We start from the raw sequence: 20,806 nt of genomic DNA on the forward strand, positions 1-20,806 counted from the left end.
ATTATCATGAGATTCATTTGAGCTAGCATTCACGAAAAAGGTAAATTATAAAGCTTTTATCTATGTGGTTGCCGTTTACTTAAAGCCTTAAAGTTTTGTCTCTTAGCACTTCTCATCACTCGTTGCTTTTCACTTTCAAAATCATCAAGTGCTTTATAAGAAAACATTTCCTCTTGTGGCATGCCCAGTGAGTATATTTCTCTTTCACGCAGCTCTTCTTGATGAATATATTGTATAAATTTTTCCACCCTCTCTAACCGCACTTCAACTCTTTTAATTCTGTCTCGGTTAGTGAAATAATGATATTCTTTTCTAGCTGCTTCAGTAAGATAATTACTTGTTTCTTCATCGAAGATGCCACAATCTGTACAAATCAGGTCGAGATAGGTAAAATAATATGCTAGATCATTGAGCATATACATTCCATAGTTTGTGATTTTTATTCTATCAACAGATTCTGAGAATGTGTCTAGCCTATTATTTGACTCAACAAAACCATGGCGTAGAAGAACATCTAAATTCTTAATGAAGTCATCTTGCATACTAAAAGTTTCAGTAAAATAAGCTAGTAATTGAGCCACCGAGAAGTAAGAAGGGGAAGTAGGGTCTTCCCCTTTTGCTAATTTTCGGAGGATACGCAATCCTGTGAAGTGAGAACTATTTCTAGAAGATCGCAACTGAAAAATGTTTGGTATGTCACTTAAAGATTCATCATAAAAATAACGATCAGGTGTCATGACAGGTTTAATTACCTGGTGAATCATGAAATTCCATGATCTATTGGCAATCATTTCATCTACATTCGTATACCCAGATAAAGAGAAGCTTCGGAATAAATCAAGTGAGAGCCTGATATCACCATGCGCGCAGGCAGTTAGAAAGTTATTTAATGGCGAACGATCATTTGAAAACTCTCTACTGAGAATTTTAAGATACGTAGCACTGTCTTGAATAAACTGTTCGTCTGCATCAGTGAAATATTCATCATCATCTAAATCTTGAGTAAAATGTAGGTTCTCTTCAAATAGTTGCACTGTATAATCTAATCTTTTTTTAAAGACTTCTGATGGTCTTGGAGAGCTAATATGAAAGCCGGAATTTTGATATGCATCTAAAACACCATGTATTTTTGAATCATAGAATCGTTCTTCACGCATTGAAATAAGGACAATACATTTAAGTTTTTCAGATATTTCTTGCGAGCAGGAGAAACAAAAATCTTGAATTTCCGTAGAGTATTGATCAGTGTTATCAATGACGATGATAGTACCTCTTTCTAGCTTTGAAAGGTGATCTACTAATCTTGAAGCACAATATGTTGAATCATTTTTCCATTCAGTAATAAACGAGTTTAGTTTTATATTATAGTTTTCAGATGATTCGTTTAATCCAGCAAGGTCCTGCTTTTTTGCAATTGTAAATTTGTCAATAAATAAACCATTTATTAAGGAATCCCTTTCAGAGTTCAATAAATCATTTATATCAAGTTTTTTAATTATTTCAGTCCATATATACGTCCTAATAAGAGATGTATCTTCTGGAATTTTTAATAAGTCGATAATAGCAATTGCAGCATGATCTTTTAACCATCGTGGAGCATTATGGTGAAGTAATCTTTTTATAAACGTTGATTTCCCGGCCCCTTTACCACCAAACAAAACCAAAACTTCGCCTTTACGATTTTTTTTAATGTTTTTAGTCAGTCGCCCTCCTAAACGGCCGCCTTTCCCCGTGTCATCAAGTTGCTGCACTCCATAACTTTCAAAATATGGAGATAAAGAGTCTTGTATTAATACTCTCATGCCATCGGACGTTCCTTGGTATTCACGTTGTGACACGTAACATCTCTCCATAAAATCCGTATCATCATCCTTAATTACTCCAAAATATCTATTTATAATTGGTCTTAATTTTGTAGCTAATCTATTAACATTTATCGTATGAGAATAAAAAGATATTTTTTCTTTTGGAAAGTAAATACTTCTATCTTTAGGAAGTGCACTACTTAAAAAGGAAGGAAGTGAGGCGCGTTCAGTAATTGCTACGAATGATAAGTTGTTAATCGCTTTAGTGTATTCTTTTGAGAAAAAATCAAGATTTCTTACTACAAATGCTTTAAGGCTTTCCCATCTTTTACCTTTTTCAAATGTTTTAAAAAATATCCATTCAATTCCATTAGTAATGCATGCATACTCGCATCCAGTATCAAAACAATACCTTCTAACCTGGTCCATAGCAGAACGTATGTTATCATTACTCAATAACTTTGATATGCTGATATAGCATGAAGTTTCATCATCAGAATGTGCTAACGGTAATTCAAAAAAGACGCCCGTTTTTTTTGCTTCTATGAAAAGAAGATCTTCATCATTCGTTTTTTTTAAAACGTAATCAGCAAATCCTGGAGCGATATATTCTTCAACATAAACCCTATTTCTTGGCCATGCAAGATAATCATGCAATATGAAGTCAATAATTTTATGTCGGGTTTCGGCCTCATTTTTATCTCTTAAAAAACTATATTTTTTTATTTCTTTTAATGATTCAAGAATGTCATCAAGTTTAGTTGGTTTCAATTCGGTATGCTCCCAGTTAACCATTGCCTTTAAAAGATCTATACATTAGTAATTATTAAGAATAATCCTATAAAGAAAGATGATCAAGAACTTAACACTTTAATCATAAACTGTACTCTTACATAAGCGTTAATAATCACTCTTTTTCGAAAAAGAACTTATATTTCAAGTGGATAGATTAGGTCCTTACTAAGGTGACGCTTTCACTGGTTACCAATTTTGTGTATTTGTGAAATTGCTATCTCTTTAAGTACACATAAAATAATCCGAATCCTTACCCTTCGCGAAAAACATTAGGGGGGCCCTTTCCTCACGCGTGTGCGCCCCGCCACCTTGGAATCATTACCAAAACCATAACTTTCTATAATTAGGGTTATTGAACTTAAGTGAACCCTTCGATACTCGGAGCCATAAATCGAAGTCCTGAATATATGGCCTTATATAATTATCGCTATTTAAGTCCATTCGGTGTAAAAAATAACTATAACTAAATCTAGCGGTATCTTATGCTAATATAAATTATCCATGTGGTGGTAAGTTCTGATGCACCCCTACTGCCGTCTGAATGCACACAAATGCTTATCATGTCCCACCACCCCATCCTCCCACTAGCAAGATGATAGACATCGCTGTGCTCACGCTTACCGACAGCCACAACGGCAATCACCAGATAATCGTCACTCACCTGATAAACAAGGCGAAACCAGGACGCGCTGAGTTAGATTTATAGCAGTCTTAAATACTATGTAGTTTTGCCAGCGGTATATGGAGATTGTCAGTACATTTCTTAAGCTTTTTAACAAACGAATGCTGGATAGCTTTGTCCAGCTTCTGCCACTCTTAAAAGCCTCTTCTCTGAATTTGACGTTATAACTCACAAAAGCGCATCCAGATCGACATCGAGCAGAGGCTGTTTGCTGCGTGCGTGGACCAGCTTAGCTAGTTCGTGATCGTCAAGGGCATCAAGCATCTGTTCATACAACTCAGCCGGCATGCATTAGAATACAGCCTGGTTGCGGTTGAGAATCGCAACGGGATAACCGTCCCCGGCATTGACAGTGGCCATCGGTTTTTTTTTCAGTTCGCTGATGCTGGCACTGGTATCGCTAAAATGATGTGTGGCATAGGGCCTCCAGGACTGATTAACAGGTCTTTATAGCCTCAGGATAAAGACCTGTTAACCAGTCATGGTGTACTGACAGAAGCCGGTTTATCCGGAATGGAAAGCGCCAATTCAGTTAAGAAAAAGCTGCTGAGTATGACGTGCGCGACACCCGGTAGCTTCGGCAAGGTCATGACACGCGATATAAAGCATCAAACCACAGACAGGCTTTTAGTTCTCCTTCTCATCTCCGCCTGAATGTGGCTTATACGCAATGCCTCACGACTCAGGGTTTCAGGATAACCTTTGTCCAGCCATTATCCCGGTCGTCAAAATGCTTATAGCCTTCGGGAGCGTCTGCCAGTGCAAGACGATGCGAAATGATCTGCGCCGGATTAGCTCTGCCCTGATGGATAAGCCTTGCGAGCTGGCGGTTGTAGGCTTTCACGTTACACTGGCCGGTCTTCATTGACTGACCTTTAAACCAGAACGTACCAAAATCGAACGGCACTTTGCCCTCTTTAGCCAGTTCGGTTGCCCCGCCGGGATCCTGAGGAACAAAAACGCCTACCGTACCAATACCGCCCGTGGCTTTAGTTGATGCAACAAGGCTGTTCAGCGTGGCGGAGTTATCTTCGTGGCCATGTTTATTGCAGCACTGATAACCCACGCATTCGCAACCGCAATCCGTGCCGCGCCCCTCGGTGAGTTCGAGGATTTTATTGACCGCGTCATCGCCCACGCCATTGATCGCCACTGCACCAAGCTGTTCGGCTAACGCCAGTCTGTCAGGATGGGTATCGACCACAAAGACCTGTGATGCGCCTTTAATCATGGCCGAATGTGCCGCCATTAAGCCGACCGGGCCAGCGCCGTAAATGGCAACACTCTCGCCAGGGCGCAAGCCTGCCAGCTCAGTGGCATGCCAGCCGGTGGGGAAGATGTCGGACAGCATAACGTAGTCTTCCTCCTTTTCTGCCGCATCCGGCGGCAGTACCAGGCAGTTAAAGTCAGCAAAAGGAACACGAAGTAACTCCGCCTGTCCACCCTCCCATTCGCCCATCTCCGCAAAGCCATAGGCGGCACCGGCCGTACCCGGATTTGCCGTGAGACAGTAACCGGTTAACCCTTTCTCGCAGTTTTCACAGAAGCCGCAGCCGACATTAAAGGGCAGGCAGACATAATCACCGACTTTAATCCGATCTACACCGCTACCAATTTCAACAACCTGGCCCAGATTCTCATGGCCGAAGATGCGACCCTGCTCGAAGCTGGTTCGCCCTTCGTACATATGTAAGTCAGAACCGCAGATATTGGTGGTGGTAATACGGACAATCACATCGGTGGGACGAACGATTTTCGGATCCGGGACATCTTTGACTGAAACGTCAAACGGTCCGTTATAGACAACTGCTTTCATAGTGTTTACCTCACAGGCATGATCAGTTTTGAGGGTGGCGACTGCGTGATGCATTGCCGTCGCCACCTTCTTCGTGATGCTGCTTTTTCAGTCAAATGGCGCGACTGAAGATGTAAGTGTAGAACAGCTTATGGCGCAGTCTGGAAAAAGAAATATCATGTAACTCTCTGAAATGTAAAACCGCTTCGCTAAAAAACCGTTCATCTCCCTCTGCCGTTCTGCTTATCCTCATCCTGCTGTAAAGTTCCGGGCTAATGCTGGAACAGGATTAGCGAGGCCGCCTGTTGCTATTTACCGGGCCTGATTATCATCAGATGTCAGGCGGCATTTATCCTGATAAACATCCGCCTGATGTTTGCCTACTTCTTATCCTGTGACCACGTCGCGCTGCGGATATCGACTTTCACCGGCAACAGACCAATCCGGGTAAAGGTATCTGCCAGCGCCTGCTGCTGGGTGAAGACTTCTGGCGTCATCCGCTCTGCGCCAAACGGCATCCTTGCCAGCGCACGCTGCCAGATCGGCTGCGGCAGACCGGTTGAGGTGGACATGATTTTTGCGGCTTCTTCCTGATTTTGATTAGCCCACTGACTCAGTGAACCCAGCTCATCCACCACCTCAGAAGCGATGTGTGGATAGCGCTCCGCGAACTTACGGCTGGCAAGATAGAAGGTGTAGTGCGGCACCAGCCCTTCGGCATTTTTAATCAGCCGCGCGTGGGCGTTGGTTTCCACTTCGGCGTAGTAGGGATCCCAGATGACCCAGGCATCCACCGCGCCGCGCTGGAAAGCGGCGCGCGCATCCGCAGGTGGCAGATAGACCGGCGTAATATCTTTATAGGTCAGCCCTGCCTGCTCCAGCGCGGTGACCAGCAGATAGTTAACGTCAGAGCCTTTGTTCAGCGCCACACGCTTGCCTTTGAGATCCGCCACGCTTTTGATCGGTGAGTCAGCGGGCACCACAATCGCTTCGGTTTTAGGGTTAGCTGGCGAGTGTCCCAGATAAACCAGATCGGCCTGCGCGGCCTGCGCGAACGTCGGTGGCGCGTCGCCGGTAGCGGCCAGATCGATACTGCCGATGTTTAAGCCCTCCAGCATCTGCGGTCCGGCCGGGAACTCAATCCAGTGCACCGCAATACCCTGCTTTTTAAATTCCTGATCCAGCGTGCCGCGATACTTCAGCAGCGCAAAGATATTGGCTTTCTGAAAACCGATGTTCACTGTCTCGGGTTTCTCTGCTGCCTGGGTGCTGAACGCGAAACCCGCCTGGGCGGCAATAATCAAAGCGCTGAGTAAAACTTTTTTCATTTCTCATTCCTGAGTCTGGTTGTTGTCTGCGCAACATAACAAACGCGGATTGAAGCGCTTAGCGATGAAATGTTCGATGCTTAGCTAAAAAAACGCTATGGATGCCAGACCGACTCGCGTACGCGAATGGCGCGACTGAATAACCCCAGCGCATAGAAGCGGTCGGCGATAGTCTGCTGTTCCCGGATGATGGCCAGGTTCATTCTTTGGGTCTGATGGCTGCGCCGGGCTAAGGCGTGCATCAGTGAGGTTGCAGAGATGCCGAGTTCCGTTGAGAGCAGCCCGGCAGCTTCAGCACGATGCGCATCAATGTAGCGGCCGGTCTGCTCCAGTGCGCTAAGCAGAACCTGTAACAGATCGCCAGAGTGCGTCGAAAATCCGCGCTCAGCCAGGTAAAACTGATGGTTATTGACCCGGCCTGTGCCATCCGCAATCACCCTGAACTCTCCGCTGTTCTCCGCATCGCTGAGTAACGGATCCCACATCATCCAGGCATCCACCGCGTTGAGATCGCTGGGCGTCAGCGGATATTTAGGCGGGGCATAGACAATACGCACATCATCCGGCGCTAAACCCGCCTCATCCAGAATCTGCAGCAACAGATAGTGAACGTTGGAGCCGCGATTCACGGCAATACGTTTGCCTCTGAGATCGCCAATCTGCTTAACCGGGCTGCTGTTAGGCACCAGCAGCGCCACGCTTTGCGGGGCGGCAGGTTCCCAGGCAACATAGACCATGGGACTGTTGCTGGCCTGCGCAAACAAGGGGGGAACTTCACCGGTGGTCCCGAAATCGATCTCCTTATTGCTCAGTGCATGCAGAAGCTGCGGACCCGCAGGAAATTCACTCCACATGACGCTGACACCCTGCCCGGCCAGCTGCTGCTCCAGCGACTGGCGGGCTTTCAGAATGCCAAGGTTGCCAAATTTCTGATAACCAATACGCAGTTCCCGCTCCCGCTCAGGCTGCTGACCAGTCGATATGTCGCGCTGACGCACTGAACCGCGGCGCGGTTTAATCACCCCCAGATGTCCCAGCTGTGTGCGCAATGTATGTCGGCTGATACCCAGCAGCGCGGCCGCCTGTAACTGATTACCCTGGGTGAGTTCCAGCGCATTTTTCACCAGCGCAGCAATTACCCGGGGATAGAGCGGTGTATCACTCTGCTGCATCTGCTGGCGTAAAAACTGATCCAGCGCCTCCTCTCCCTGCGGCAGGTCGCTCCCCGCAAGAGGGCTTAGCCGCAGCTGCTGCGGCGTGACCAGTGAGGTTTTGCTGAGCAGCACGGCGTTGTGCAGCGTGTTCTCCAGTTCACGGATGTTGCCCGGCCAGCTGTAGTTCATCAGCACTGTCATGGCTTCATCACTGAGGCGCAGCTGAGGACGACCAAGACGGCGCGCATAGATCTGCAGGAAGTGACTGGCCAGCACCGGAATATCTTCGCAGCGCTGGCGCAGCGGCGGCAGTGTGACGCTGGCCACATTCAGCCGGTAGTAGAGGTCTTCGCGGAATCGCCGTTCACGGATAGCCACCGCCAGATCCCGGTTGGTCGCGGCAATGACCCGCACATTCACTTTTACCGGTCTGGACGATCCCACGCGGGTAATTTCACGCTCCTGCAGCACGCGTAGCAGCTTCACCTGCAGCGACGGGCTTAGCTCACCAATCTCATCCAGCAGCAGCGTGCCGCCCTCAGCCGCCTCAAACCAGCCACGATGCCTGTCCTGTGCGCCGGTAAAGGCACCCTTCTCATGACCAAACAGCTCCGACTCCGCCAGGCTCTCGGTAAGTGCGCCGCAGTTAACCGCCAGAAAAGGCTGCCGGCTGCGGACGCTGTGGTGATGCAGATAGCGCGCCATCACCTCTTTGCCGGTGCCGGTTTCACCGATGATCAGTACCGTCGCATCGGTGGGCGCGAGCTGATCCAGCACGCTTTTAAAGGCGCGCGATGCGGGGTCAATTAACTCAGGGCTGGATATCAGCATCTCATTTACCGGATGAACGGGAAAACCATGACCATACCGCGCCGCTGACGCCGAAACGAGAGGCGGAACGAGTCAGATTGTTGCCAATGCAGCAGGATGCAACTATGCCTGTTGCGAATGCAGCAGATTAGCGTCTGCCACCAAAACGATAAGTTATTGAATTTTGGTAATAAAAATATTTCATCGCAGTGGCACGCATCCTGCTAGAGGCTATATAACCAAAGGGATTAACCCTATGTGATAATGTTTAATATCGTTATAAAGGAATCTGCTAATGAGTCATGCGACACAGGAAAACCTCAACCTCTTCTGGTTTCTGCCTACCCACGGCGACGGGCGCTATCTGGGTACCACCGAAGGCGGCAGAGCAGTCGATTTACCCTATTTACAGCAGGTTGCGCTGGCGGCAGATAATCTGGGCTACTACGGTGTGTTAATCCCGACCGGTAAAAGCTGCGAGGATTCATGGCTGGTCGCCTCGGCACTGGCACCGATCACCAAAAAGCTGCGCTATTTAGTGGCCGTGCGTCCCGGCCTGCAACCGCCCAGCCTGGCGGCGCGGATGGCGGCGACGCTGGACCGTCTCTCCGGCGGCCGGTTGCTGATCAACGTGGTCACGGGTGGTGATCCGGTAGAGAACAAAGGTGACGGCATCTTCCTGAGTCATGAAGAGCGCTATCAGGTGACCAAAGAATTTCTTGAGGTTTACTCCCGCCTGCTGAAAGGCGAGAAGGTAGACTTTGAAGGCGAACATATTCGCGTGGAAGGTGCCGAGATCCTCTTCCCGCCGGTTCAGGAAGACGGTCCGCCACTCTATTTCGGTGGCTCATCTGAGGCTGCTATCGACGTTGCGGCGAATCAGATCGACACCTATCTGACGTGGGGCGAGCCGGTTGAACAGGTCGCGGAGAAGCTGGCGGTGGTTCGTCAGCGAGCACAGGAGAATGGCCGCACGCTCTCTTATGGCATCCGCTTACATGTCATTGTACGTGAAACGGAAGAGGAAGCCTGGGCGGCGGCCGATCGGCTGATTTCTCATCTGGATGAAGAGACTATCGCCGCCGCGCAGAAAATCTTTGCCCGCATGGACTCCGCCGGTCAGGCGCGGATGAGTGCCCTGCATCAGGGGTCGCGTGAGAGCCTGCGCATCGGTCCCAATCTCTGGGCGGGCGTTGGCCTGGTGCGCGGCGGTGCAGGGACTGCGCTGGTCGGCAATCCGCAGCAGGTTGCCGATCGCATCCGGGAGTATCAGGCACTGGGCATTGAGAACTTTATCTTCTCCGGCTATCCGCATCTTGAAGAGGCACACCGCTTTGCGGAGCTGGTAATGCCGTTGTTGCCGCTGGCCGCCAACGCCGAAAAGAAACAGCGCAGCGTCAACACCGGTCCGTTTGGTGAAACTATCGGTGGCGACCGTCGCCCGGCTAAACAGGCCAGCGCCAGCTAGTCAGTTAACAGAAAAAAGGCTCGTTTATGTCACAACAGCAGATTGTCATTATCGGCGGCGGGTTCACCGGCACCGCGCTGGCGATCCATCTGGCCCGCGCTGGCCAGGCGGGGTTGCAGGTGACGGTGATTGAACCTCGCGCACAGCTGGCGCAGGGCGTAGCATACGGCACCACCGATCCGGCCCACCGCATTAATGTGCCGGCCGGCAGAATGCAGCTCGCCGGTGATGAAGAGGGTGTTTTCGATCGCGACTATCGCGCCTCTGCCGACTTCAGGGCCGATCCGGAAGCGCTGTGGCATGACGGCAACGTCTACCCGCAACGCGGTGAGTTCGGACGCTGGGTCAATGCGCAGTTTGTTCATCAGCAGCAGCACTCACCGGTGAAACTGAGTCATCTGCGTGACAGTGCGGTTGCCTTTAAGAATGGCGTGGTGACCACGGCCTCCGGGCAGCAGATTCATGCCGATCAGGTAGTGCTGGCGATCAGTCATCCCCCGCCGGATCTGCCTGCTCTGCTGAGGCCGCTACAGGGCCATCCGGGTTTGATTGCCAATGCCTGGCAGCGCGACGCGCTGGCGCAGGTCGCCCCTGACGATCGGGTGGCGATTATCGGTTCAGGGCTGACCATGTCCGATGTGGTGGCGTCGCTGCATTGTCAGCAGCACCGTGGAAAGATTACCGTCTTCTCACGTCGTGGCCAGCTGCCGCGTGCCAACCTGAGTGGCAACAATGAGACCTACGCTCTGGATTACAGTCAGCCGCAATCCGCCACCGCGCGCGGCTGGCTACATCGGGTGCGACAGGAGGTTAAACAGGCGGCGGCGCTGAATCTGCCCTGGCAGCTGGTGCTGGATGATATCCGCCGTAACGGTCAGCGCATCTGGCAGAGTCTGTCGCTGCATGAGCAGCAGCGCTTTCTGCATCATCTGCGCCCCTGGTGGGATGTTCACCGCTACCGGATTGCGCCGCAGGTGAGCCAGGTTCTCAGCCAGCAGCAGGCCAGCGGTCAGCTGACTCTGCTGGCGGCGCGCCTTATCGCTGCCGAATCGGATGGCGAAACGCTCCGGCTGACGCTGCGCCTGCGTGGCGCGCAATCGCACAGGCTGGAGGTGGATAAAGTCATTGTCACCACCGGCCCTGCACACAACGCGCTGCTTAACAGCAATGCGCTGCTGCGTCAGCTCCATGGCGATGGCGTTATCCAGCCTGACCCGCTGGCGCTGGGGATACAGGTTAATGCGCTGTCTCAGACGCTGAATGTGAACGGTGAAGCGAATCCCGGACTGTATGTCGCCGGGCCTGCCGCACGGGGTCGCTTTGGCGAGCTGATGGGATTACCGCAGGTGGCGGAACATGCTGAGTCTGTTGCACGGCAACTGTTGAATGCCCTGTCGCTGCCTGTCAGCGAGCGATGTCCCGGCTCACTCACCTACTGAATCTTCCTTCCAAAACACACATTAAAAAGTGGGCGGCAAGCGATTGCCGCATCCGCTCAGGAGTCGCTATGTCATCGCAACGTGAAATTCGCCTGAATGCTTTCGATATGAACTGTGTCGGTCATCAGTCACCCGGCTTGTGGGCGCATCCCCGCGACCGCTCATGGCAGTACAAAGATCTGGCGTACTGGACCGATTTAGCGCGCCTGCTGGAGCGCGGTAAGTTTGATGGGCTGTTTATTGCTGACGTGCTGGGTGTCTATGACGTGCTCAACGGTAATAACCATGCCGCCATCCGTCAGGCTACACAGGTACCGGTAAACGATCCGCTGGCGTTAATCACGCCGATGGCCATGATGACGGAACACCTGGGCTTTGGCCTGACCGCCTCGCTGTCGTTTGAACACCCCTACCCGTTTGCGCGGCGGATCTCGACCCTGGATCATCTGACCAAAGGCCGTATTGGCTGGAATATTGTCACCTCCTACCTGGAAAGTGGTGCGCGTAATATCGGGCATCAGGCTCAGACCGACCACGATGCGCGCTACGACTACGCCGATGAGTATCTGCAGGTTATCTATAAGCTGCTTGAAGGAAGCTGGGAAGACGACGCTGTCCTGCGCGATCGTGAACGTCATATTTTCAGCGACCCCAATAAAATCCATCCGATTAACCATCAGGGAACGTTTTTCCAGGTGCCGGGCATTCATCTTTGCGAGCCGTCACCGCAGCGCACACCGGTGCTTTATCAGGCCGGTGCCTCCAGCCGCGGCAAGGCGTTTGCGGCGGAACATGCTGAATGCGTATTTGTCGCGGCACCGTCGAAAGTACTGCTGAAGAAAACTGTGGCAGATATTCGGCGCAGGGCCGCTGAGGCGGGACGTGACCCGCGATCCATCCTGATTTTCAATCTGCAGACGGTGATTGTGGGAGAAACCGACCTGGCGGCGCAGGCGAAATGGCAGGAATACAAAAGCTATGTCAGTTACGAAGGCGCGCTGGCGCTGATTTCGGGCTGGACCGGTATCGACTTCGGGCAATATCAGCCGGATCAGGTACTGAAGCATCTGCATACCAACGCCATTCAGTCGGCGGTTGAGACCTTCTCCACCGCCGATTCCAATCGTCAGTGGACGGTGCAGGGGCTGGCTGACTGGGTGGGCATTGGCGGATTTGGTCCGCTGCTGGTGGGTAGCGCGGAAACCGTAGCGGATGAACTGCAGAGCTGGGTTGAAGAGACCGACGTTGACGGGTTTAACCTCGCCTACGCCGTGACGCATGAAACCTTTACCGACGTGGTGGAACTGCTGGTGCCGGAACTGCAAAAGCGCGGCGTTTACAAGCAGGACTATCAACCCGGCACGCTGCGTGAAAAGTTGTTCGGACAGGGACCGCGGCTGGCATTGCCGCATCCGGGGGCCGGTTATCGCCGTATCTCCGGCGCGGAGCAGTGGACAGAAAGCATGGAGGCCTCATGATTGAGATTACGGGGCTGAGTAAAACGTACGCCGGGCCACAGAACCGCCAGATTGAGGTGCTGAAAGATATTACGCTCAGCGTTCCTGCCGGTTCAATTACGGCGGTCGTCGGGCCAAGCGGCGCGGGAAAATCGACGCTGGCAAAGTGCATCAGTCTGCTGGAGCGACCAACATCGGGAAGCATCCGGGTCAATGGTGAGGATCTGTCATATTACACGGGTGAGACTTTACGTCACAAACGTCGGGCGATAGGCACCGTATTCCAGTCATCCGCTCTGCTGCAGCGCAAAACCGCCTGGGAAAATGTGGCGCTGCCGCTGGAGTGGCTGGGCGTGGTGCCCGGGGAGATCAAACGCCATGTGGGCACGCTACTGGAGAGCGTCGGTCTGAGTGACAAGGCGGGATTTTATCCTTCTCAGCTCTCGGGCGGCCAGCGCCAGCGTGTGGGTATCGCCCGGGCGCTGGCGCTTAAGCCCTCGGTGTTGCTGGCTGACGAGGCCACGTCCGGGCTTGATCCGGATGCCACCCATGCCATTCTGACGTTACTGAAAACCCTGCGCGATCAGTTTGGGCTATCAATCATCTTTATTACCCACGAAATGGATGTGGTGCGGCGCGCAGCCGACGCCGTCGCGCAGATTGCAGACGGCAGGCTGGTGCAACAGGGCCATTTACGTCAGCTGCTGGCCACGCCCGATTCGTCGCTGGGTCAGCAGCTGTTCCCACTCCAGCCGCTCGCCGGGGCCGGCGATCTGCTGCTGCAAATCACCTACGGCGATCGCCCGATTGCCATCGACTGGATCAGCCGTCTGACGCAGCAGTTTGCCGTGCAGGTGGATCTGCTGGCGGCCCATGTTGAGCAGGTTGGCAATGCGCTGGCGGGACGGATGCGGGTGGCCATTCGTTTTTCCCATTCTGGCGTCACGCCCCGGCAGGTGACGGAGCTGCTACAGCACTATGGCATTCATGCTGAGATTCTGGAACAACGTGCGGCCCTGCAGGAGGTGGTATGAAACCTGCTGACGTACTGAGTCAGGATACGCCGTGGAACCAAATCCCGGCGCTGATGCTGCCCGCCTACGGCGAAACCTGGCTGATGGTGGCTGTGGTGATGCTGTTTGTGGTGACGCTGGGTGGCCTGCTGGGGGTGGTGCTGTTTAACACCTCGCGGCAGGGGCTGTTTCCGCACAGAACGCTGCATCAGATTCTGGGCTGGATCATCAACATGGGCCGTTCACTCCCTTTTCTGGTGCTGATGGCGGCCATTATCCCTTTTACCTTCTGGCTGACCGGCACCACCATTGGCATCCCCGCAGCCGTGGTACCGATGATCATCGCTGGCACGCCCTTTTTTGCCCGGCTGGTCAGCAATGCGTTGCGTGAACTGCCTGCTGATGTCACCGCCGTGGGCCTGGTCTCCGGGGGTTCCACGTGGCAAATCATCTCCCGCGCCCAGATCAGTGAAGCCCTGCCCGCAATTGTGGCAGCCATTGTGCTGAATCTTATTTCGATGATTGAGTATTCCGCTATCGCCGGAACGATCGGTGCCGGAGGGATTGGCTATCTGGCCGTGGTTTACGGCTATCAGCGTTTTGATAATCACATCATGGTGGCCACCATTATTGTGCTGATTGTCACTATTCAGCTGGTTCAGTTTTTAGGCGACCGTTTGACTTCGGCGCTGCAACCTTATCAGGGAAAACATTCAACATGACGCATCACGACTTTGAAATTAGACAGAAGAAAAAATGGCCGTGGGTAGTGGCTGGGGTGGTAGTGGTGTTGATTGCCGCTGCGGTCTGGTATCAGGTTGCGCACAAGGCCCGCACCGTCACTTTTGGCACCACGCTGAAAGTCCATTTTGAACCGGCGATGGCCGGTGAAGAGCGGCTGATTCAGTTTGTGGCGCAACATATAGCGCCCGACTACGGCATTAAACTGGAGGCCGAAGGATTGCAGGATCCGGTGCAGGCCGACCGCGCGGTGGCGGAGGGTAAGTATGCCGCCACCGTCTATCAGCATCAGTGGTGGCTGAAACAGGTGGTGGAGGCGAACAAATTTCCGCTGACAGCCACCCTGCCGCTGTTCCAGTGGGCGTTTGGCATCTACTCAGATCGCTACCGTGCCATCAGTGAACTGCCACAGGGTGCGGAAATTGTGGTGCCTAATGATGGTGCTAACCAAGGGCAGGCCTTATGGCTGCTGCAGCGTATCGGCCTGATTGGTCTCGATCCGGCGATTGAACCGCGTACCGCAAAACTCAAAGACATCAAAGAGAATCCTCATGGTTTCAACTTCAAAGAGCTGGATCTGTTGACCATGCCGCGCGCGCTGAATTCGGTTGATGCAGCCATCGGTTATGTTTCACAGTTTGATGCCGGAAAAGTACCGCGCGAAAAAGGGATTTTATTCCCGCCAGCCCCGCGCACCTTTGCCTCTCAACTGGTTATAGGCACGCCCTAGCTGGCAGATGACAATATTGTCCGGCTAAAAAAAGCCTTCGCCGACCCCCGGCTACAGCAGTGGCTGAAAGAAACGCAGGATCCGCTGGTGAAAGGCGTGCTGGTGCCGGTTTCCGCAGAATAATAAACAGGCCCAGGTGGGCCCAAACCGGATGAATCACTGCATTCATCCGGTCTTTTTCATGTCTGAAAAATGAGATTAACTTATTGAATTATATAGAATCGTTATCCATATTTGTTGGTTGTTTACTGAGCCGGGAATGCCTATAAAAACCTCGTTACCTGCTGAATATAATAACGAGGATATGATGAGTACATTAGAGATTGACAACACCCTGACCGCCTCGCCGCCTCACTCCACGCCGGTTCGTTCGGTGAGTGATGTGGCCCGGCTAATCAACAGTAATACGGAGAAAAACAGCTACGCCCGCTGGATTGTGTTCCTGGCGCTGGGCGGTGTATTTCTTGACGCCTACGATCTCACCACGCTCTCCTATGGTATTGACGATGTGGTGAAAGAGTTTGGCTTAACCCCGGTGCTGACCGGATTGGTCACCTCTTCAATTATGATCGGCACCATCGTCGGCAATCTGGTCGGCGGCTGGCTCACCGATAAATATGGCCGCTACTCGGTGTTTATGGCGGACATGCTGTTCTTTGTGGTCTCTGCCATCGCGGCGGGTCTCGCACCCAACGTCTGGGTGTTGATTGGGGCGCGTTTTCTGATGGGCATCGGGGTCGGGATCGATCTGCCGGTTGCCATGGCCTACCTGGCGGAGTTCTCTAAATTCTCCGGCAAAGGCAATAAAGCGTCGCGCCTCGCGGCCTGGTGCCCGATGTGGTATGCCGCATCATCTGCCTGCTTCTTTATTATTTTTGCGCTCTATTTCCTGCTGCCAGCTGAACACATCGACTGGTTATGGCGCGCCTCGCTGCTGTTTGGCGCGGTACCGGCCCTGCTCATTATCGCGGTGCGCAGCAAGTTCATGAATGAGTCACCGCTGTGGGCAGCCAATCAGGGAGACCTGAGCGGTGCAGTTCGTATCCTGCGCGACTCCTACGGCATTATTGCGCATGAAGAGCAGCCTGAAAAAACCGAAACCGTGAAAGCGGCCCCGAAAGTGAGTTTCCGCGTGCTGTTTCAGAAGCCTTACCTCGAACGCACGATCGTCAGCGCAGTAATGAACGTCTGTATCGCATTTGAGTACACCGCCATTGCTTTCTTCCTGCCCTCTATCCTGGCGCAATTCCTGGGCGCGGGCGTGTTTGAAACCATCTCCGCCTCACTGGGGCTGAATGCACTGTTCGCCTTTACCGGCGGCCTGCTCGGGATGCGACTGGCATGGAAGTTCCCTTCCAGGCATGTGGCGATTGCGGGTTTTGCCCTGCAGTTTATCGCGCTGATCTCGCTGGCGCTGATCGGTCATCCACAGGCCACTGCCGGCGTAGTGTTTGCCATGCTGATGCTGGGACTCTGGCTGTTTGCCGAAGGGTTCGGACCCGGCGCGCAGTTGATGATCTATCCGGCACTTTCTTATCCGACCCACGTTCGCGCGACCGGTGTTGGCTTCAGTCGCTCGCTCTCTGGTATCGGCAGTGCGCTGGCGCTATTTATCCTGCCCATTTTGCAGGCCCGTTATGGCACCAACATGTTCTGGATCGTCTCTCTCGCCGCCCTTATTCCGATTATTTTCCTGTTGATTATCCGGTTTGAACCGACCCGACAGGACATTGATGAACAACCTGCAACAGGAGAAGATCATGTCTGAATTAACCCGTACTGAATTTGCCGCGCTGACCGAACAGTTCCGGCCACTCTTTAACCGTATTGCTGAAGGCGCCGCCGCGCGTGAAATTGATCGCACTCTCCTGCATGAGCCGATCCGCTGGCTGAAAGAGGCGCGGTTCGGCACCCTGCGCATCCCCAAAGAAGAAGGCGGCTTCGGCGTCTCGCTGCCGCAGCTCTTTTCCCTGCTGACCGCGCTGGCCGAAGCGGATTCGAATCTGCCGCAGGCACTGCGCGCGCACTTTGCCTTTATCGAAGATCGTCTGAACCAGCCGGAGAGTGAGGATCGGCGGCGCTGGTTCCGCCGTTTTGTGGATGGCGAGCTGGTGGGCAGTGGCTGGAGTGAAATCGGGGCGGTTAAGCTGGGTGAGGTCAACACCCAGGTCTCACCCGATGCGGGAGAATGGCGGATCAGCGGTGAGAAGTTTTACAGCACCGGCACGCTCTATGCGGACTGGATTGATGTCTATGCGCAGCGCACGGACAACGGCCGCGACGTCATCGCGCTGGTGAACACGCATCAGAATGAGGTGGAACGTGATGACGACTGGGATGGTTTCGGGCAGCGGCTGACCGGCAGTGGCACCACACGCTTTCATCATGCCCGTGTGGAGCAGCCACACGTTTATGATTTCAGTGAGCGCTTTCGCTATCAGACAGCATTTTATCAGCATGTGTTATTAGCCACGCTGGCGGGTATAGGCCGGGCCGTAGTGCGTGATGCGTCACAGGGGGTCGCGCAGCGTAAACGGATTTACAGCCACGGCAATGCGCCCCAGGTTAAGCAGGATGTGCAGGTGCTGCAGGTGGTTGGTCAGATCAGCAGCTGGACCTGGGCCGTTGAAGCCGCCGTTGATCGGGCGACTCACTCACTGCAACGGGCATTTGAACTGCAACTGAGCGGTGCCAATGAAGCGGAGCTTCACGCGGCGAACGTTCAGGCCGAGGTGGAGTCCGCCCGGGCGCAGGTAGTCGCGGTGGAGTTAGTGACGCGTGCCGCCACGGAGTTCTTCAATGCGCTGGGCGCGTCCGATACCCGCGTCAGCAAGGCGCTGGACCGACACTGGCGCAACGCCCGCACGGTGTCGTCACACAATCCGGTGATCTACAAAATCCGCAATGTGGGTGACTGGGAGGTAAACGGCAACGATCCGACGTTTATCTGGCAGATCGGCAACGGCGAAGCGTCATAATACAGCAAGGCCGGGTGATCCCGGCCTTACGCGTTTAGCGGTGGTTCAGCCGTCGCGACAGCCGGTCACCGCACAACTGAAGCAACGTCACCAGCGCGACCAGCACCACAATAACTGTCACCATTACCTGCATATCAAACCGCTGATAACCATAACGATACGCCAGATCCCCCAATCCTCCTGCACCGATGGCACCGGCCATCGCTGACGCGTTAATCATCGTCACCAGCGTGATGGTAAAACCGCTGACGATGCCAGGCCGCGCTTCCGGCAGCAGCACATGCCAGATAATATGCCAGCGATGAAATCCCATGGCCTGCGCCGCTTCGGTCAGCCCTTTATCAACTTCACGCAGGCTGACCTCCGCAATACGGGCAAAAAACGGGGTGGCCGCCAGGGTAAGCGGTACGACGGCTGCCCAGACGCCATAGGTGGTTCCCACAATCCAGCGGGTAAAGGGAATTAACGCCACCATCAGGATCAGAAATGGGATGGAGCGAAAGAGGTTAACTATCCAGCCCAGCACCCGATTAAGTAGTGGGCTGGGAAAAAGATCGCCGCGTCCGCTGACCACCAGAATCACCGCCATGGGTAAGCCCAGCGCAAGCGCGAGCGCAGAGGAGACGCCTACCATCAGCAGCGTATCCAGAAAGGCGACCCATAAACGTTCAATAGCCGGTGACATAACCTAATACCTCCAGTCGATCGGCGATGTGCGCCAGTTGAGTTGTCACGGATTGCGCCTCGTGTCGGGCATCCAGCAGGAGCAACAACTGGCCGGTGGGTTTGCTGTCAACCCACTCGATAGCGCTGTAAATCAGGGTGATTTCGCCCGCGATCTCTGCACTCAGCGCACCGATATCGGGTTGTGCACCCTGCCCGGTGTAGCGTAACCGCACCAACAGACGGGATTGATGATGTTGCCGGTGGACAGTCAGGCGTGTGCCGACCGACTCTGGCAGAGCCTGGTGATTGGGGTTCAGCAGCTGGCGCGTCGTCTTCTGCTGTGGGTCGCTATAAACCTGCCAGACCGGGCCGCGCTCAATAATTTCACCCTGATCGATTACCGCAACGTTGTGGCAGAGGTCATGAACGACGTCCATCTCATGGGTGATCAGCACAATGGTAATATGGCGTTGCTGATTGATCTTTTTAAGCAGCGCCAGAATTGAGCGTGTCGTTTCGGGGTCGAGTGCTGATGTCGCTTCATCGCACAGCAGCAGTTCCGGATCGTGGACCAGCGCACGTGCAATACCGACGCGCTGTTTCTGTCCACCGGAAAGCTGTGCGGGCCAGGCATGTTGCCGCGCCTCCAGCCCGACCAGCGCCAGCAGCTCATCCACTTTGCGCGCCCGCACGGCAGCAGGCACACCTGCCACTTTTAGCGGTAGCTCAATATTCTGCCGTACGGTTTTGGCCGACAGCAGATTGAAGTGCTGGAAAATCATGCCGGTGCTGCGCCGCCATTCGACCAGCTGCCGCGCGTTAAGCGCGCTGATATCGGTGCCATCGATCACGATGCGTCCGGCAGTCGGTTCTTCCAGACGATTAAGGCAGCGGATGAGCGTAGATTTTCCCGCGCCGCTGCGGCCAATGATGCCGAATATTTCTCCGCGATGGATCCCGAGATTAATATTACGCAGTGCATCCACAGACTGGCCGGGATAGCGTTTACTTAATGCTTCAATGATGACGTGTGAGGCACCGCTGGTATGGCGCGTAGCGGCATCGGACAATGCCGACGTCTCAGGGATGCTCAGGCTGACCATGATTACTGGCTCCAGCCAGGCTGATAGAGTTTGCCATAGAAATTGTCGAGGCTGGCGCGGACTACCGGAGAGTGCTGATAGATATCAACAAACTTTGCCAGTCGCGGATCGTCCTGATGACCCTGACGGATTACGAACTGAATGACATATTCCGGGTTCTCCAGCCCGTCGAACAGCAGTGCCTTATTGGGATCGATCGTCTTTGCCAGCCGCAGATAGTGTGGATAGCCCTGCGCCAGGTCGACTTCTTCAAGCGAGCGCGAGAGCTGTACCGCTTCCACCTCGATAATTTTCAGCTTTTTAGGGTTGCTGACGATGTCATCAACGGTTGCTTTCAGTCCCACATCCGGTTTGAGCGTAATCAGCCCCGCCTTCTGCAGCAGCAATAATCCGCGTGCGCCATTAATCGGATCGTTGGCGATAGCAACGGTGCCGCCTGCGGGAACCTGATCAATCGCGCTGTGTTTTTTGGAATAAAGGCCAATGTTATTGATGATGGCTGGCGCATAAGCGACCAGGTGGAAGCCGCCGGACTGATTAGCATTCTCCAGAAACGGCTTGTGCTGGAACAGATTGACGTCGATATCGCCATTTTCCACGCTGACATTTGGGGCAGTCCAGTCGGTAAATTCGACCAGTTCAACATCCAGGCCCTGCTTCTTTGCTTCGGCTACGGCGGTCTCCAGCGGCGGGGCAAACGCGGCGGTGGTGCCCACTTTGAGCGGGCCGGAATAGTTCGCTGCGGTCGCAGCGGCACTAAGGGTCAGCAGCAGACCGCCCAGGGCGGCGCGTAGTGTTTTTGAGCGTGTCATGGTGATTCCTTGAGGTTAAATAGATCAATG

At 53.3% G+C, this 20,806-nt stretch carries 14 protein-coding genes and 3 pseudogenes; 8 read left to right on the forward strand and 9 right to left on the reverse strand.

Annotation, left to right across the window (positions count from 1 at the left end):
- Nucleotides 1-56 precede the first annotated feature (56 nt).
- From FA92_RS22075 to FA92_RS22095, 6 genes and pseudogenes are all read right to left on the reverse strand, one after another.
- A complete protein-coding gene (locus tag FA92_RS22075) occupies nucleotides 57-2,576 on the reverse strand; it encodes a hypothetical protein (RefSeq protein WP_156105747.1) in 2,520 nt (839 codons plus the stop codon).
- Nucleotides 2,577-3,174: 598 nt separating this feature from the next.
- A pseudogene (locus tag FA92_RS23530) lies at nucleotides 3,175-3,454 on the reverse strand (type II toxin-antitoxin system RelE/ParE family toxin); the annotation flags it as partial.
- Nucleotides 3,451-3,701: pseudogene (locus FA92_RS22080) on the reverse strand (type II toxin-antitoxin system Phd/YefM family antitoxin). The pseudogenes FA92_RS22080 and FA92_RS23530, both read right to left, overlap by 4 nt.
- Before the next feature lie 263 nt (nucleotides 3,702-3,964).
- On the reverse strand, nucleotides 3,965-5,098 hold the full coding sequence (locus FA92_RS22085) for a glutathione-independent formaldehyde dehydrogenase (protein WP_033785312.1): 1,134 nt from the start codon (nucleotides 5,096-5,098) through the stop codon (nucleotides 3,965-3,967).
- A gap of 359 nt (nucleotides 5,099-5,457) precedes the next feature.
- Nucleotides 5,458-6,405 carry a sulfonate ABC transporter substrate-binding protein gene (locus FA92_RS22090; RefSeq protein WP_033785269.1) on the reverse strand — a complete coding sequence of 316 codons (948 nt, stop codon included), beginning with the start codon at nucleotides 6,403-6,405 and terminating at the stop codon, nucleotides 5,458-5,460.
- 95 nt (nucleotides 6,406-6,500) lie between these two features.
- Nucleotides 6,501-8,390, reverse strand: a complete 1,890-nt coding sequence (locus FA92_RS22095) for a sigma-54-dependent Fis family transcriptional regulator (protein ID WP_033785270.1) — start codon at nucleotides 8,388-8,390, stop codon at nucleotides 6,501-6,503.
- A 274-nt stretch (nucleotides 8,391-8,664) separates the two neighbouring features.
- On the opposite strand from FA92_RS22095, the gene ssuD reads away from it, so the two are divergent.
- From ssuD to FA92_RS22135, 8 genes and pseudogenes are all read left to right on the forward strand, one after another.
- Nucleotides 8,665-9,837 (forward strand): FMNH2-dependent alkanesulfonate monooxygenase, encoded by a 1,173-nt coding sequence (gene ssuD / locus FA92_RS22100; protein ID WP_033785272.1) that lies wholly within the window; start codon nucleotides 8,665-8,667, stop codon nucleotides 9,835-9,837.
- 26 nt (nucleotides 9,838-9,863) lie between these two features.
- Nucleotides 9,864-11,276 (forward strand): FAD-dependent oxidoreductase, encoded by a 1,413-nt coding sequence (locus FA92_RS22105; RefSeq protein ID WP_033785273.1) that lies wholly within the window; start codon nucleotides 9,864-9,866, stop codon nucleotides 11,274-11,276.
- A 68-nt stretch (nucleotides 11,277-11,344) separates the two neighbouring features.
- Nucleotides 11,345-12,754 (forward strand): LLM class flavin-dependent oxidoreductase, encoded by a 1,410-nt coding sequence (locus FA92_RS22110; RefSeq protein ID WP_033785274.1) that lies wholly within the window; start codon nucleotides 11,345-11,347, stop codon nucleotides 12,752-12,754.
- The gene (locus tag FA92_RS22115; RefSeq protein ID WP_033785275.1) at nucleotides 12,751-13,767 is read left to right on the forward strand and encodes a methionine ABC transporter ATP-binding protein; all 1,017 of its coding nucleotides are present in this window, start codon (nucleotides 12,751-12,753) and stop codon (nucleotides 13,765-13,767) included. The genes FA92_RS22110 and FA92_RS22115 overlap by 4 nt, the downstream gene beginning before the upstream one ends.
- Nucleotides 13,764-14,468, forward strand: coding sequence for a methionine ABC transporter permease (locus tag FA92_RS22120; protein ID WP_033785276.1), 705 nt, complete (start codon nucleotides 13,764-13,766; stop codon nucleotides 14,466-14,468). Before FA92_RS22115 ends, FA92_RS22120 begins: the two co-directional genes overlap by 4 nt.
- Nucleotides 14,465-15,340: pseudogene (locus tag FA92_RS22125) on the forward strand (MetQ/NlpA family ABC transporter substrate-binding protein). Before FA92_RS22120 ends, FA92_RS22125 begins: the two are co-directional and overlap by 4 nt.
- 184 nt (nucleotides 15,341-15,524) lie before the next feature.
- Nucleotides 15,525-16,985 (forward strand): MFS transporter, encoded by a 1,461-nt coding sequence (locus FA92_RS22130; RefSeq protein ID WP_033785277.1) that lies wholly within the window; start codon nucleotides 15,525-15,527, stop codon nucleotides 16,983-16,985.
- The gene (locus tag FA92_RS22135; RefSeq protein ID WP_033785278.1) at nucleotides 16,978-18,195 is read left to right on the forward strand and encodes a monooxygenase; all 1,218 of its coding nucleotides are present in this window, start codon (nucleotides 16,978-16,980) and stop codon (nucleotides 18,193-18,195) included. Before FA92_RS22130 ends, FA92_RS22135 begins: the two co-directional genes overlap by 8 nt.
- 34 nt (nucleotides 18,196-18,229) lie before the next feature.
- On the opposite strand, the gene FA92_RS22140 is transcribed toward FA92_RS22135, so the two are convergent.
- From FA92_RS22140 to FA92_RS22150, 3 genes are read right to left on the reverse strand one after another with little or no spacing between them, the layout of a single operon-like run.
- Nucleotides 18,230-18,880, reverse strand: coding sequence for a methionine ABC transporter permease (locus FA92_RS22140; protein WP_033785279.1), 651 nt, complete (start codon nucleotides 18,878-18,880; stop codon nucleotides 18,230-18,232).
- Entirely contained in the window at nucleotides 18,864-19,964 is a 1,101-nt protein-coding gene (locus tag FA92_RS22145) for an ATP-binding cassette domain-containing protein (protein ID WP_033785280.1), read from the reverse strand. The genes FA92_RS22140 and FA92_RS22145 overlap by 17 nt, the downstream gene beginning before the upstream one ends.
- 2 nt (nucleotides 19,965-19,966) lie before the next feature.
- Nucleotides 19,967-20,776, reverse strand: a complete 810-nt coding sequence (locus FA92_RS22150; RefSeq protein WP_033785281.1) for a MetQ/NlpA family ABC transporter substrate-binding protein — start codon at nucleotides 20,774-20,776, stop codon at nucleotides 19,967-19,969.
- Between the last annotated feature and the right edge of the window lie 30 nt (nucleotides 20,777-20,806).

Source organism: Pantoea sp. 9140, assembly GCF_000745295.1.
GTDB classification, from domain to species: domain Bacteria; phylum Pseudomonadota; class Gammaproteobacteria; order Enterobacterales; family Enterobacteriaceae; genus Pantoea; species Pantoea vagans.